The organism is Leeuwenhoekiella sp. W20_SRS_FM14, assembly GCF_052119605.1.
Taxonomy (GTDB): domain Bacteria; phylum Bacteroidota; class Bacteroidia; order Flavobacteriales; family Flavobacteriaceae; genus Leeuwenhoekiella.
In genome coordinates, this window is sequence record NZ_JBGQOK010000009.1 from 1 (window position 1) to 15,044 (window position 15,044).

13 protein-coding genes and 1 pseudogene are annotated in these 15,044 nt (G+C 36.0%); 9 read left to right on the forward strand and 5 right to left on the reverse strand.

What is annotated here, in order from left to right:
• A pseudogene (locus tag ACEN25_RS14420) lies at positions 1 to 751 on the reverse strand (transposase); the annotation flags it as partial.
• Between the two features lie 277 nt (positions 752 to 1,028).
• Here ACEN25_RS14420 and ACEN25_RS14425 point away from each other — a divergent pair.
• The 4 genes from ACEN25_RS14425 (at position 1,029) to ACEN25_RS14440 (ending at position 6,562) form a co-directional block, all read left to right on the forward strand.
• Positions 1,029 to 1,793, forward strand: a complete 765-nt coding sequence (locus tag ACEN25_RS14425) for an SDR family oxidoreductase (RefSeq protein ID WP_200881130.1) — start codon at positions 1,029 to 1,031, stop codon at positions 1,791 to 1,793.
• Positions 1,794 to 1,820: 27 nt separating this feature from the next.
• The gene (locus ACEN25_RS14430) at positions 1,821 to 2,735 is read left to right on the forward strand and encodes a helix-turn-helix domain-containing protein (protein WP_034669016.1); all 915 of its coding nucleotides are present in this window, start codon (positions 1,821 to 1,823) and stop codon (positions 2,733 to 2,735) included.
• A 402-nt stretch (positions 2,736 to 3,137) separates the two neighbouring features.
• Positions 3,138 to 3,761 (forward strand): hypothetical protein, encoded by a 624-nt coding sequence (locus ACEN25_RS14435; RefSeq protein WP_441803521.1) that lies wholly within the window; start codon positions 3,138 to 3,140, stop codon positions 3,759 to 3,761.
• Between the two features lie 170 nt (positions 3,762 to 3,931).
• Positions 3,932 to 6,562: an alpha-L-rhamnosidase-related protein gene (locus tag ACEN25_RS14440; RefSeq protein WP_441803522.1), complete on the forward strand. Its 2,631-nt coding sequence runs from the start codon at positions 3,932 to 3,934 to the stop codon at positions 6,560 to 6,562.
• A 65-nt stretch (positions 6,563 to 6,627) separates the two neighbouring features.
• Here the strand turns inward: ACEN25_RS14440 and ACEN25_RS14445 are convergent, their stop codons facing one another.
• From ACEN25_RS14445 to ACEN25_RS14455, 3 genes are all read right to left on the reverse strand, one after another.
• A complete protein-coding gene (locus tag ACEN25_RS14445) occupies positions 6,628 to 7,107 on the reverse strand; it encodes a ferritin-like domain-containing protein (RefSeq protein ID WP_028375068.1) in 480 nt (159 codons plus the stop codon).
• A 42-nt stretch (positions 7,108 to 7,149) separates the two neighbouring features.
• Positions 7,150 to 7,281 (reverse strand): hypothetical protein, encoded by a 132-nt coding sequence (locus ACEN25_RS14450; protein ID WP_441803523.1) that lies wholly within the window; start codon positions 7,279 to 7,281, stop codon positions 7,150 to 7,152.
• A 105-nt stretch (positions 7,282 to 7,386) separates the two neighbouring features.
• Entirely contained in the window at positions 7,387 to 9,174 is a 1,788-nt protein-coding gene (locus ACEN25_RS14455) for an alpha-amylase family glycosyl hydrolase (protein WP_441803524.1), read from the reverse strand.
• Positions 9,175 to 9,363: 189 nt separating this feature from the next.
• On the opposite strand from ACEN25_RS14455, the gene ACEN25_RS14460 reads away from it, so the two are divergent.
• Positions 9,364 to 9,825, forward strand: a complete 462-nt coding sequence (locus ACEN25_RS14460; protein WP_441803525.1) for an FKBP-type peptidyl-prolyl cis-trans isomerase — start codon at positions 9,364 to 9,366, stop codon at positions 9,823 to 9,825.
• Positions 9,826 to 9,929: 104 nt separating this feature from the next.
• Here ACEN25_RS14460 and rocD read toward each other — a convergent pair whose 3' ends face one another.
• Positions 9,930 to 11,210, reverse strand: a complete 1,281-nt coding sequence (gene rocD, locus ACEN25_RS14465) for an ornithine--oxo-acid transaminase (protein ID WP_441803526.1) — start codon at positions 11,208 to 11,210, stop codon at positions 9,930 to 9,932.
• Positions 11,211 to 11,476: 266 nt separating this feature from the next.
• Between rocD and rlmD the strand changes: the two genes are divergently transcribed.
• From rlmD to ACEN25_RS14485, 4 genes are read left to right on the forward strand one after another with little or no spacing between them, the layout of a single operon-like run.
• Positions 11,477 to 12,889, forward strand: a complete 1,413-nt coding sequence (rlmD, locus tag ACEN25_RS14470; protein WP_441803527.1) for a 23S rRNA (uracil(1939)-C(5))-methyltransferase RlmD — start codon at positions 11,477 to 11,479, stop codon at positions 12,887 to 12,889.
• A 10-nt stretch (positions 12,890 to 12,899) separates the two neighbouring features.
• The gene (locus tag ACEN25_RS14475) at positions 12,900 to 13,397 is read left to right on the forward strand and encodes a DUF6452 family protein (protein WP_441803528.1); all 498 of its coding nucleotides are present in this window, start codon (positions 12,900 to 12,902) and stop codon (positions 13,395 to 13,397) included.
• A complete protein-coding gene (locus ACEN25_RS14480) occupies positions 13,363 to 14,103 on the forward strand; it encodes a DUF6048 family protein (protein ID WP_441803529.1) in 741 nt (246 codons plus the stop codon). The genes ACEN25_RS14475 and ACEN25_RS14480 overlap by 35 nt, the downstream gene beginning before the upstream one ends.
• A gap of 16 nt (positions 14,104 to 14,119) precedes the next feature.
• Positions 14,120 to 15,037 carry a CPBP family intramembrane glutamic endopeptidase gene (locus ACEN25_RS14485; RefSeq protein ID WP_441803530.1) on the forward strand — a complete coding sequence of 306 codons (918 nt, stop codon included), beginning with the start codon at positions 14,120 to 14,122 and terminating at the stop codon, positions 15,035 to 15,037.
• The last annotated feature ends 7 nt before the right edge of the window (positions 15,038 to 15,044 follow it).

Below are 15,044 nucleotides of genomic sequence, written 5' to 3' on the forward strand. Positions count from 1 at the left end.
CACTGATGCGTGCATCATGATCGATAAGACTATAATGCGTTTTATTGCTAGTGTATTTACTTCCCTTATTTCCTGCTCCCGGACGCTGATCCTGATCTTTACTCCAACGCTTGTTGCGGGTAGTAATAGCATTCAGTTCCTGCTCATTGGCAGTTATACTTCGCTGGTTTTTATCTGATTTGTCACCTTTACTCTTACGAAAGGGCTGCTCTTTGTCCATCGTACTGATGTGACGAACCCTGCGCAGGTGAGACTCCAGTTCTTCTTCAGGCACTTTAAGTTCCAGAGTGTCCATCTAAGCGTTGGCTTTTACAGGAGCGCTGTCGATAGCCTGAGTATGCCCAATGACCATCCCAGCTTCTACACAAAGTGTAAACACTTTAGTAAAAACAGACTCAAAAACTGCTTCCGGAATCAATTGTCGCGTACGGCTTATGGTTGAATGCCAGGGCAGCTCTTCATCAATATCATAGCCTATAAAATACAGGATGTCAAGCCGCATACTGCAATGATCAATAAGCTTGCGATCGCTGATGATATTCTCTAAATAGCCCACTAAGCACAGCTTAAAAAACACAACAGGATCTATACTCTTTTGACCACTGCTGCCGTAAAAGTCACGAGTAAATTCATAGAGAAAATCCAGGTTCAGCGTATCCTTTAAACGCCGGTAGAAATTTGTGGAGGGTACGCCCTCACTCAACCGAAAACTGTTGAACAACTGCTCCTGATATACTTTTTTTCCTTGCATACCATGAAATTACAACACTTCTCTAAATTAATTATAAACCCTATGTTAGCTTTTTGCTAACTTGTGCAACAGGCACACCGGCTATAGTTCATTGCTTCTGACTTTCCTTTCGGAAAGTCCTCGCGGATTTTCAGTTTGGTGTGTACTTGCAAAGTTTAGTGCTAACCCACGCAACTACTCATAGCCGAGACCGTTAGCGGTAATACTGACCCGTCCTGAATAAAGGCTACATCATAAACCAATTTGACTACTTTTCTTTATTCTACTTATAAGACTTTTGCAGAAAGATAATTTAAAAGAAATGCAAAATAAAATTAAAGATAAAGTAGTTGTTGTCACTGGAGCTAGTAGTGGTATAGGGAAAGCAATTGCAAAAAAACTGGGAAAAAATGGAGTGAAAGTTGTTTTAGGTGCGCGTAGAAAAAATCAGCTAGAAAGCATTGTTAATGAAATTCACAATAATAATGGAGAAGGTGTTTTTTTAGAAACTGATGTAACTAAAAAAACTGATATGGTAGATTTGGTGGCTTTAGCTGTAGATACTTATGGACGTTTAGATGCAATAGTAAACAATGCAGGAATAAGTGAACTCTGTCGCATAGATGAATTAGATGTAGAGGGTTGGGAAAAAATGATAGATGTCAATCTAAAAGGAGTTTTGTACGGAATGGCAGCTGCAATACCTGTTTTTAAGCAACAAAACTCAGGGCATATCATCAACATTATTTCTACATCAGGAATCAAAATTGTACCTATGCAGGGTGTCTATGCAGCGACAAAAAATGCAGTTCGGACTATCTCAGAAGCTTTTCGCCAAGAATCAGATGGAGCTATTCGAATTACCGGAATTTCACCAGGTTTTGTAAAAACTGGATTAGTAGATGAAATGGAAAATCAAGAAATGAAAAAAGTAATATTGAAAAACATGGAGCAGTTTGCCATCAATCCAGAAGCGATTGCCAATGCGGTTATATATGCTATTAGTCAACCCAAAGCTGTGGAAGTTGGAGATATTATTATTCGTCCTTCAGCACAAAATTGATTAATATAAAACGTCAGATAGAAATCAATGAATCAGAAATCAAGCATAACAAATTTTAGCAGTATTTCACAGTTAATGCGTTATTTAGGTCAGTCCGCACCATTACATCCTTTGATAGCATTTGTGGATTATAACCAAACACCAATCAATTCATTTGAAGCAGGTGTAAAGATAAGTCTTGATTTTTACAAAATTTCTTTCAAAGATAAATTCAGCGGACAAGTAAAATACGGACAAGGGCATTACGATTTTGAAGAAGGCGGTTTGGCTTTTTTAAAACCCAAACAAGTAGTTACCATTTCTAATAATTTCGATACTTATGAAGGTTTTGCCTTATACTTTCATCCAGATTTTATTCGTAATTATTCATTAGGAAAAATAATGAATCGATATGGCTTTTTTTCATATGATGTTTCTGAAGCACTTTTTTTATCAGAAAAAGAAAAACACATTATCAGCGATTTGTTTAAAACAATGACTGTGGAATTGGATAATAATATTGACCCTTTTAGTCAGGATGTTTTGGTCTCTCAAATAGAGTTGCTTCTTAATTATAGTAATCGTTATTACAATCGGCAGTTCATTACCCGAAAAAATGTCAATCATAAAATTATGACCGCACTAGACAATTTATTAAACGAACATTTTAAAATGGACAACGGTTTAAAAAATGGTCTGCCGACAGTACAAATTGTAAGCGAAAAATTAAATGTATCGCCCCGTTATTTAAGTGATATGTTACGTTCCCTTACTGGACTTAATACTCAAAAATATATTCAGAATAAAGTAATCGAACAATCCAAAGATTTACTAAGTTCTACTACACTTTCTGTTGCAGAAATTGCTTATAAATTGGGGTTTGAGCACCCACAATCCTTTAATAAGTTATTTAAGACAAAAACTAACCTTTCACCTTTAGTTTATAGACAATCGTTTAATTGAAAAATACTACCGCTAGCATGGGTAACCGTTGCACAAGCCTTTAATTCTTAGAAAATCTCACGTATTTAAACCGCTTTTAAGCGGTTTTCTAGTTTTATATCGTTTGTAAATTAGAAGAATGAAGTCTCTTTAAAATGGACTTATACTCTTGATTTAACGTCATCGTGAACTTTAAAAACAAGCCGAGCATCCCTGCCCCACTTTTGGTGCGTTTTTCAATAAACTTCAGGTATTTCTTGAGGTTGTAGGCTATGGCAGAAAGCTGTAATCATTTATTTATTTATTTGCTTGTTTAATATTCAAATTATCAGAATAAAAACCATATGGCGTCTGTTCAATAAATATGATAATATTATATTTATAAAAATTAAACTTTTTCTAACTTAAAATATAAAGGCAGCTATGTACCGGCAAACTTTTAAATTTTCAAAACTTCTTTTTTTATTAGTGGCTGTAAGTGCTTCACTAACCTATTGCAAAAATAATACTGAAGATAAAGCCAAAATTGAGGAAGTCATAGAATATAAAGATGTTGAACAGACGAGTTCCGTTAAAGATTCTAAGCTCTATAGCTTAACTACAAGTTGCCCAGATATGATACATGCAATAGATTTTTCATCATTATGCTTTACAGATGAGAAAAACCCACCCTATACGACGGGTGACATGTCTTCTATGAATAATAGGTGCCAAATTACACTGGCAGATGGAGCACTCGAATTAGGTATCTTATTTAAAGATTATTCAGGATTAAATTCTGAAGAAATTCAAATGAGAAATGAAGCAGAAAAACAGGCATTCATGCAGATGAATAAGATGGAATTTAAAAATGCCAAATCAATAAAAAATTTAGGTGATTACGCAATTCTTAATGAAGCTTATTTAAATGATCCAGATTTAAAAAGGTTAAGTATTAGACTTAATAACATTTCTATAGTTATTGAATCAAACAAAAACTTTTGTGCAGGCTCTGATGAAGAACTAGAAAAAATGGGGAAATTAGTTTTAGCATCTATAACCAATTAGTTTTTAAAAATTAAAGTACAGTTAGAATAGAAAAGCAATTCAATAATAATAAGTGTGTCTCAATTATATGTTAAGTAAATATTTGAATACTAGTAATTGGGTTAATTTCATATCACTATTAAAAATATATAAGTTGAAATAATAACTACCTGTATTTTAAAACGTAACTCATGTCCACCAACTCTTTCTCCAAAAAAAGTGAACAAAAAATTTATGAGTGCGATGCATTCAGTATTTATAGTGACAGGGTCATACAGGGTCAAAATATAGCTGTTGCAGAATCACGCAAACACTTAACTTCAAATTATAATTCTAAAGCAAACGAGACGTACTCGCGTTTACTTGTATTTAAATTCAGTATTAACCAAAAAGACAATGAGTTACCTATAGGTGAAGATCACTGGTTTATTATAAATTCTGAAAGAGAATTACCTGTAGTTACCTTTGGTGAGCCTTCACCAGCTAAACCTAAACATTGCACTAATTATTTACCTGCTAATTACGAGTTTACTTTTAAGCTTGATGTTTCTCCTGTATTTGAACAGTTTAAAAAGAAAGGATATTATGAGGCATTTGATGGCTCGCGCATTGCTAAGTCAGATTTTAACGGCTTTTATTTAGCAGGAGACTCAAAACCATTAACCTGGGATTTTGTGAATCTTGAAAACAGAGGTTTACAAATGCAGCCCACTTCAGATCCTGCCATATATTCAATTACGGTGCTGCTCAACCCATTTAATGCTTCAAAATTTGAACGTAAAGACTGGCACCTGAAACTTGATAATGACAAAAAGCCACAGTACGAGTCAGATCAGATTCTTGTAGACACTCTTTATAACCTATCATTAGAAGAAGCACTTAAAGCTATAGAGCCTGATAAAACATTACGTACCGGTGCAAAATGGAGCGGAGTCTGGACCCGAGATGTGAGTTACAGTATACTTCTGGCGTTTGCCTTTCACGAACCTGAAATCTCTAAAATAAGTCTTCGGAAAAAAATAAAGAATAAACGCATCGTTCAGGATACGGGTTCTGGTGGTGCCTGGCCCGTTTCTTCAGATCGCACCACCTGGGTTCTCGCGGCCTGGGAAATATATAAAGTTACCGGTGATAAAAAATGGCTTAATGAGATTTACCCGGTTATTAAAAATACACTTGATGATGATTATAAAACACTTTATAATGCTGAAACGGGATTGTATTCTGGAGAATCTTCTTTTTTAGATTGGCGCGAGCAAACCTATCCTAAATGGATGTCTAACGCAGATATTTATGCCTCTCAGAATTTAGGAACTAATGCAGTTCATTACAGAGCACATTGCATTTTTATAGAAATTGCCAAATTAAAAAACAAGGATTTTGAGGTTTATGAGCGGCGCGCTCAAGGCATTAAAAAAGGAATAAACACGCATCTATGGCTTAAATTTAAAGGCTATTATGCGCATTGCCTGTATGGCAAAAATGAACTGATGCCTGCTCCGTTTTTTGAAGCCCTGGGAGAATCACTATCTGTATTATTTGAAATTGCAGATCAGAAAAAAGCCAAATCTATTATCGCGAAATCACCATTAACTCCTTTTGGCACTACATGCATTTATCCACAATTACCGGGTATACCGCCGTATCACAATAATGGGATTTGGCCTTTTGTACAGGCATATTGGAATTTAGCTGCCGCAAAAACAAAAAATGAATCGGTTCTCAATCACGGTCTGGCAAGTATATATAGAGCTTCGGCTTTATTTTTAAGCAATTATGAAAATATGGTTGCCGAAAATGGTGATTTTACCGGTACTGAAATCAATTCTGAACGTATGCTCTGGAGTATAGCAGGAAATCTGGCAATGGTTTACCGTGTGTTTCTGGGAATTCGCTTTGAGCTTGATGGTATTCATTTTAATCCGGTGGTGACAGAGGCGTATCAAGGAACCCGGAAGCTTTGTAATTTCAATTATCGCAAAGCCATCTTAAACGTCACAGTTTCGGGTTTTGGATCAAAAATTAAAAAGATATTACTTAACGGTAAAAAAATACCTAAAGCTTTTATACCTGCTCACGCTACCGGAGCGCAGCATTTAAATATTGAATTGGCAAACATTGCGTTAAGCAATCAACACATCAATAAAGTTGAAAACCACTTCTGCCCTCCTACGGTTCAAACCCATAGAACTACTACGGGTTTGCAATGGAATCCTGTAAGCGACTGCTCTCATTACCTCATCTACAAAAATGGAGTATTTCTTAAAAGTACTAAGAAAACTAAGTTTGACGTACCTGAAGAGTTGTATGCTAACTATCAGGTAAGCGCATATGATAAATTGAAAAATGAAGGCTTTGCAAGTGAACCTATTGTTTTCGCTAAAGCGGAAAAAATCATTCAACTTGAAAATTTTGCAGAAAAATCTGAATTGGCTTATACCAATTATAGCGGAGACGGCTTTGTAGAAATAAGCCATACTACAAACCGAAAGATAAAAGTTACAGTCTTTATGCAAAAAGCGGGTAGCTATTTACTCGATTTTAGATATAGTAACGGCAGCGGCCCTTGGAATACTGATAATAAATGTGCAATACGAAGTCTTAAAGTGAATAAAAAGTTTAAGGGTGTGATGGTCTTTCCACAACGCGGTACAGAAGAGTGGTCAGACTGGGGATTTTCTAATTCTAGGATTGTTAATCTCAATAAAGGAGAAAATGTTATTTGCTTAAAATTTGAAAAATTTAATGCTAATATGAATGGTGAAGTAAACAAAGCTATGCTCGATTTTATGAGACTGAGAGCTCTTGAGTATTGTGATTAAATCAAATAAAAAATAAAAAAGACCGCCGTAAAGGCGGTCTTTAATTTTTAATTGCTAAAAATGTTTTACATTAAGTTTTCCAGCTTTGCAATCGTATCTAATGACTTCTCCACTTCTAACATTTGATTTGTTATCATTGATGTAATTTCGGGAGTAAAGTGATTTTCATTTTCTTTAAGTACATTTTTGTATTCTTCTATACTTGCTTTTTCACCACGTATGCACTCTTCTAATATAGATTCGTCTGTATCTGAACTAAAAGCATCTTTTATATTCATCCAGGTTCTGTGAACAGCTCCTGTTGCGCTTCCAGATTCAATAGGCTTCTCATTTAAGTTAATAATTGCATCACTTAGTTCTGTTGCAAAACGATTTCTTAATGCAGCTCTAACCTTTAAATATTCTTTTAAATGGCCATTTTCTGCTTTAACCATCGCTTCTTTGTAACCGTGTTCTGCATCATAATTCTTTTCAAGTAAACCTTGTAAACTAGATACTAAATTTTCGTGTGATTTTTCGCGTGCTTCTTCTATTGTCGTTTTCATAATTTTTTGGATTTATAGTTAATAATTATATCATAAGAAAATTTAAAGAAGTTTCCGCTTCACTTTTTTAAGATTCGGAACAAACTCTTCTTTAAATGATCGTTTATTCTTAATCCAGTCGTAAGCGTAATATCCTACCTGGGCAAGCGTAATAAGTCTTAATAGCTTTCTCATAATTAATATTTTTAATAAAATTAATTTACTCAAACCACATTATTAATAATATTAATATATTTTAACTCGAAAGCGTTAAAATGTACTAATGCCCTAAGGCCTAATCTATAGCGAATAGATTAATGCAGCATAACCCGGAATATCGAGTTTACCCGTCCAATCGCGATTATCTGTCTCTCCTTCTTCTTTTCTAATGTTCTCAACATCTGTATCAGAGAAGTCATTGTCATAGCCTTTCCAAACACTATTGATTCTCAATTTCCAGTTGATACCATCGTCAATACCTATTCCGTAGTTGCCATATTCTGTATTGCTAAAATTGAGTATTACAAGTACAGGTTGCTCTCCTTCACCACCACGTATATAAGCCAATATTTTTGTTTCTAGATTAAAATGCACAATCGTTAGATTTTGCCCACGTAACCCGTCTGTACCTTCATAAGATCCGGTACGAAGTTTAATAACATCTCCTACTAATCTTGATATACCTTTAAGTCGTTCTTGCTTTTCCCAGTCAAGACCTTCGGTATCCTGAAAATATTCATCTTCAATAAATTCCTGACCCTGAAAAAGCATTGGGATTCCCGGAGCAGTCAATGTTAATACGATTCCTAATAGCGCACGTTTTTTAGCAAAACCACTTTCTGCATCTCCCGGTTGAATCTCTTCCGGAACGCGCGCCTTGCCATTTGCAACCTCATCGTGCGATTCGGTATAAATAATGCGTTTGAAAACATCTCCACTATAGGTATATTCTAATGCATCTACAATGGCCTGTAAATCGCGCGTATCGTCATTAATATCTGTGAGTACTTTACGTACGGGATGTACAAAATTCATATCCCACTGTGAACCGTAGCCAATACCGCCATCTGCTAGTGAATTAGTTACAATCTCCTGTCCTTTTAAATCTTCGGCAATCGTAATGATGTGAGGATACTTATCTTGAAGTTGTTGATTAATTTCACGCATCATCTGGTTTCCTTCTTCAATAACCACATCTTCGCCCAGACCGCCGCCTTCATAACGTATATAAGATGTTGCATCAAGCCTAAGACCATCACAATGGTATTTCTCAATCCACATTAAAGCATTATCTCTCAAATATTGACGTACTTCTTCTCTACCGTAATCGGGTCTTGTGTCTCCCCAGGGAGTCTCACTTCTGTGATCATTATAAAAATAGATCCCTCCCTTGTCATTTGCACTCCACCCGTCAAACTGCCACAGATCAACGTCAGATGGGCCAAAATGATTATATACGACATCCATAATAATAGCAATACCCACTTTATGAGCTTCTTTTACTAGTTTAGCTAAACCGTCTGGACCGCCATAGTCCTGCTCAATTGCAAAAGGATGAGCCGGGTTATACCCCCAGGAAATACCTCCTGCAAATTCTGCAACAGGAAGCAACTCTAAACAGTTAATACCTAAACCTTTTAAATACGGAAGCTTCTCAATTACATCTTCAAATGTGCCTACAGCGTCAGGATTTTTTCTATTAAACGTGCCTACGTGGAGTTCGTATATCACCAGACTATTCCAGGAAGGTATAATAAACTCATCATCTTCCCAGTCAAAATCTAGCGTACGTATTATTGAATTTCCATTACTATTTGTTAGTTCAAAAGCATAAGGATCGTTGCGATAAAGTTTTTGATCGCCATTATGAATTAAAAATTTATATTCATCACGTTCTTTAGCTTTATCTGTAGTTGCTGCCCAATATCCATTTTCTTCAAACTCCATTTCCAAAGCAGTATCACTCCAATCATTAAAGTCGCCGGTAACAAATAATTTATCTGCGTTAGGGGCCCAAACTCTAAAAGTAGTAACGCCATCAACAAGGACAGCTCCCATACCCGGAGATTTTTGTATAGTCGATTTCATATGTGTTAGTTTTTTTTCAAAAGTACCCGATTAATCAAACCTCATATTTTGTTTGTGAATTGATTAACGCCTAGAAAAAAGTTAAATTTTAAAGAAATAAAGGCCTATAGGCTTGCGTGAGATGCCTACATTTTTATTGTTCAGAACAGATTTAAGACTTAGTTTCGCTTCCCTAAATCATTTTATTTTATGAAAACCTTTATATCCCTTATTTGCGCCTTAACACTTTACGTAGGCTGTTCTAGTGATGATGGTGAATCTCAAGCTGAAGCTTTTGCTCGCAATGAAGCCGAAATCACTGCATATCTTGAAACAAATGAGTTAACCGCTACACGTACAAACTCTGGACTTAGATACATTACCAAAACCGAAGGTACCGGTGCGTCACCAACGGTTAATTCTGAAGTAAAAGTTATTTATAAAGGGTATTTTCTGGATGGTACAACCTTTGATCAATCAAAACCTGTAGCTGAGTTTAATGCCGGCGGATTGATTCCTGGTTTTACGGAAGGATTATTACTAATGAAAGAAGGCGGTGAGTCAACATTCTTACTTCCTGCACGTATCGGCTATGGTGCTAACGGAGCGGGATCTAGTATTCCGGGAAATACGGTAATTCTGTTTGATGTTACGTTAATAGAAGTGCTTTAAATGCTTTATATTTAAAGACTTTAAAGCTTGTAATGCAGTTACTAAAACAAAAAAACGGCGACTCTAAATGAGTCGCCGTTTTTTATTACATATTGATTGAGAATCTACTTCTCAAACTCTTTTAGTGTTTTAACAATAATTGAAACGCAATCTAGTAATTGCTCCTCATTCATAACAAGCGGTGGAGCAAAACGTATAATGTTACCGTGCGTGGGCTTTGCTAACAATCCGTTTTCTTTTAAAGCCATACAAATATCCCAGGCTGTGCTGCTTTCCTCGGTATCGTTAATTAAAATCGCATTCAGCAAGCCGCGTCCACGTACCAGATTTACGATAGAACTTTCAGCTATATATTCATTTAACTTAGAACGGAAAAGATCTCCTAAAACACGTGCGTTTTGTGCTAATTTTTCATCTTTAACCACATCAAGGGCAGCCATTGCTACAGCTGCAGCAACAGGATTTCCGCCAAAGGTAGAACCGTGCTGTCCCGGCTTAATAACATTCATTACCGCATTATCTGCAAGAACTGCAGAAACAGGATATGCCCCACCAGAAAGTGCTTTACCCAGTATTAAAATATCTGGACGCACATAGGTTTCCTGGCGCTCGCAGTGTCCTTCACAAGTACAGTTACCGCAAACTGCCAATAGTGCTCCCGTACGGGCGATACCGGTTTGAATCTCGTCTGCAATAAATAATACATTATGCGATTTACATAATGCCTGTGCTTGTTTAAGAAAATCATCAGACGGAGTAAAAACTCCGGCTTCACCTTGTATAGGCTCTACCAGAAAACCGGCTATATTTTTATTTTCTATTAAAGCGCGCTCTAATGCCTTAGGATCATCATACGGTATTTTTATAAATCCGGGTGTGTACGGACCAAAGTTTTTGCGTGCTCCCTCATCATTAGAAAATGAAATTATTGTGGTAGTTCTTCCATGAAAGTTATTTTCACATACAATAATTTGTGCTTCATGCTCCGCAACTCCTTTTTTCTCATAAGCCCATTTACGTGCAATTTTAATTGCGGTTTCAACAGCCTCTGCACCGGTGTTCATCGGTAACAATTTATCAAACTGAAAATAATCTGTAGCGTAAGCTTCATATTTACCCAGCATATCATTATGAAATGCTCGCGAAGTAAGCGTTAAAGTTTCGGCTTGCTTAGTCATTGCTCCTACTATTGCAGGATGACAATGGCCCTGATTAACCGCAGAGTAGGCAGATAAAAAATCATAATAGCGTTTATCTTCTATATCCCAAACATAAACACCTTCTCCACGTTTTAAAACCACAGGAAGTGGATGATAATTGTGCGCGCCGTGTTTTTCCTCAAGAGCAATAGTCTCTTGTGATGTAAGTTTTTGTGCAGTAGTCATTGTGTACTAATTTTATGGTAATCTCTTTACGATTCCTGCTTATGATGTTTTAAGTCTAGAACACCCTTAAAAGGAGAGAAATCATCCTCTTTAAGTTGTTGCAAAATACTAAAAATTAAGACACCTCTAAATAGTATCGCATCCATAGCAGTATATTCATTCAAGCTATGATTAATAAATTTCTCATTCTAAGTTTATAAATTTTATAGATTGAGACTATTAGCAATACAGATGGTAAATCTTCTTATTTATGCTATTTTTGCCCCGTGTCAAGAAAAAAGAACTCCAGAAAAATTTTCCCTAATGTACTCGTGACAGATGCCGGTGCAAAGGGTAAAGCAATAGCTAAAGCTCCAGACGGGCGTGTTATATTTATTAATAATGCCGTACCGGGAGATGTTATAGATGTGCAAACTACAAAACAACGCAAAGCGTATTTTGAAGGTACTGCCATTAAAATTCATGAATTTTCTCCTAAGCGTACAGAACCTGCCTGTAAGCATTTTGGTACGTGTGGCGGTTGTAAGTGGCAGAATATGCATTACGATTACCAGCTGGAGTATAAACAGCGTGAGGTTGTAAATAATTTACAACGTCTGGGTAAAATTGAACTTCCTGAAGTAACTCCTATTGCCGGTAGTAAAGAACAATACTTTTACCGTAATAAAATGGAATTTTCTTTTAGCGACAGCAAATGGCTTACGTTAAAACAAATTCAAAGTGACGAAATTATAGAAGATCGAAATGCTTTAGGTTTTCATATACCTGGAATGTGGGATAAGATTCTAGATATAGATAAATGCTGGTTACAGCGCGACCCTAGTAATGCTATACGAAACGGTGTAAAAGAATTTGCTAACGCAAATGATATTCCGTTTTTTAATACTCGTAATCAAGAGGGCTTACTGCGTACGTTAATGATACGCACCAGCAGTATAGGTGAGCTTATGGTTCTAGTACAGTTTTTTCATGATGAAGAAGCGCCACGCGAACTCGTGATGAATTATCTCAAAAATAACTTTCCTGAAATCACTTCCTTGCTATATGTTATTAATGAGAAAGGCAATGATACTATATATGATCAGGAGGTTATCTGCTTTGCAGGACGTGATCACATTTTTGAAGAGATGGAAGGACTCAAATTTAAAATTAATGCCAAGTCTTTTTATCAAACCAATTCTGAACAGGCCTACGAACTTTATAAAATAACACGTGATTTTGCGGGATTATCCGGAACCGAAAATGTGTATGATTTATATACCGGAACCGGTACGATTGCTCAATTTGTAGCGCGTAATGCTAAGAAAGTTATAGGTGTTGAGGCTGTGCCAGATGCCATTACTGCTGCAAAAGCTAATGCGCAATTAAACGGTATAGAAAACGTTGAGTTCTATGTGGGAGACATGAAAAACGTATTTAACGACACGTTTCTTAAAATGCACGGTCAGCCAGATGTGATTATCACAGATCCTCCTCGTGACGGTATGCATAAGGATGTTGTTGAACAGCTAATAAAAATAAAAGCAGATCGTATTGTTTATGTGAGTTGTAACAGCGCTACACAAGCCCGTGATCTTTCTTTGCTAGATCCTTATTACAAGGTAGAACGCGTACAACCTGTAGATATGTTTCCACAGACCCACCACGTAGAAAATGTAGTGTTACTTAAACTGAAATAACTGGGTTTTAATGATAAAAAAGTGGTTCCTTTTAATGATTTGCGTTTTGTTATTGTCACTATCTTGTGAACGTGATGATATTTGTGCTACCAGCACCCCTACTACACCGCAATTAACGATTGGCTTTTTTGATTCTGATAACGTCAATGAAGCTAAGCCTTTAAATATTACTATTTATAAGCAAGATCGTTCAGACAGCATTGTATACACAGGAGCTTCTACCATTCAAATTCCGTTGAGAACAGATACTACTGCAACGGTACTGGTTTTTGTTAAAAACCCAAATAACCTCGTTGCCGCAGAAGATCCTAATAATGCAGATACCGTTACATTTACCTACGTACCCGAAGAAACTTTTATAAGTAGAGCTTGTGGTTACAGAGTAGTATTTAACAATCTTACTATACAAACTAATCCCGGTCCTGATGGCCGCTGGATAGATGATTTAATTATAAACAACAGAACTATCGCAAATGAAGACACAACACAGGTTTTTATTCGTCATTAGTTTTGTGCTGTTTGGGCTTTCTGCAATGAATGCTCAGCAACAAGGGATTGAAGTAAAAGAGCCTCTAGAAAAAATAGAGTCAGACACATTAACTCCCAGAGTTAAGACAGATAAATATGGTTTACGCGTGGGTATAGATCTTAGTAAACCTCTTAGAACATTATTAGATGACACCTATCAGGGTTTTGAAATTGTAGGAGATTTTAGAATACGTGAGCGTTATTATCTCGCTGCAGAATTAGGTACTGAAACTAAAGAATACAATGAAGCTAACTTTAATGCTAAAACTAAGGGAAGTTATATAAAGGCTGGTTTTAACTACAACATTTACAACAACTGGGTTGGGATGTCTAATCTTATTTATGTGGGGGTACGCGGCGGGTTTTCAACATTTAGCCAGGATCTTTACAGTTACACCATCTATACTACAAACACTTTTTTTGAACCCGACTTACGTACAGATTCCCGTACATATAATAATCTTAATCTAATCTGGGTTGAACTCCAATTAGGAATGCAGGTAGAATTATTTAATAACCTCTATCTTGGTGTAAATGTTCAATTAAAACGAGCATTAACCCAGAAGGCACCAGATGATTTTGCTAATTTATTTGCGCCAGGATTTAATAAAGTAACGACAGATAATGTTTATGGCGCGGGCTACGGTTATTCTCTTTCTTACTTTATACCTATTTTCAAAAAGTAATAGATACTTGTAGACGATGGGATTAGGTTCACGTATTACGGTCATCAACTCATTTATTAAAAACCCAGATGATCTCGTACTACCTGTATCTGTTTGGGAAAAAATAAAGTTGTTACTTTCGGCTGTAATTTATGATTTTGGGATTGCTTTCCTATTTGTAATTTTAATGGGTGCGCTAAGTCCCGTGCTAGAGCCTTATGAAAATCTTTTAAATTCAGAAAGCTATACGATTTGGACTTCCATATTAATAATCTGCATACTCACACCGCTGCTTGAAGAAGGTATATTTCGATTTTCATTAAAATACAAACGCAATTACCCATTAAGAGCTTTAGGGTATTTGCTCAAAAAAGACTTTTCAGGATTCTGGAAACGTAATTTACGGGTTATTGTTTACTTATTTTCTGCTGTTTTTGGCTTTATCCATCTAAGTAACTATACTAATGTTGATCTAACTTTTTTCCTACTCGCTCCCATAATTGTAGGTGCTCAATTATTTGCCGGTATTATATTCAGTTTTTTAAGACTGAAACTCGGGTTTTTATGGGCTGTATTAGGACATTTCTTTCATAATTTTATCTTGATAATGCTTGCCTTTTTATTTTTTCATAACGTCGAACGCGTACTGGTTGACAATGAAAATGTAAATTTTAAAGCTACCGGCATAGCCTTTACCGTTGAGCGCGCATCAACTTTGAGTTTTGACACCCTTAATGACGGAAATATTTTATGTCTAGAAGCTCAAAATTGTAGTTTACAAAAGGTGGTAGACATACTATATCCTTCAGACTCTCTAAAAATTAGAGATAATGATCAGGTAGATTTCCACTTAATTAGTAAAACTTCAAAAGGCTATGCTAAAGAGGAGTTTCTTAAAGTTTTAAAAGAACATTACACCTTTAAGAAAACTAAAGATTCTACCCATACACGCTAAAACCTGT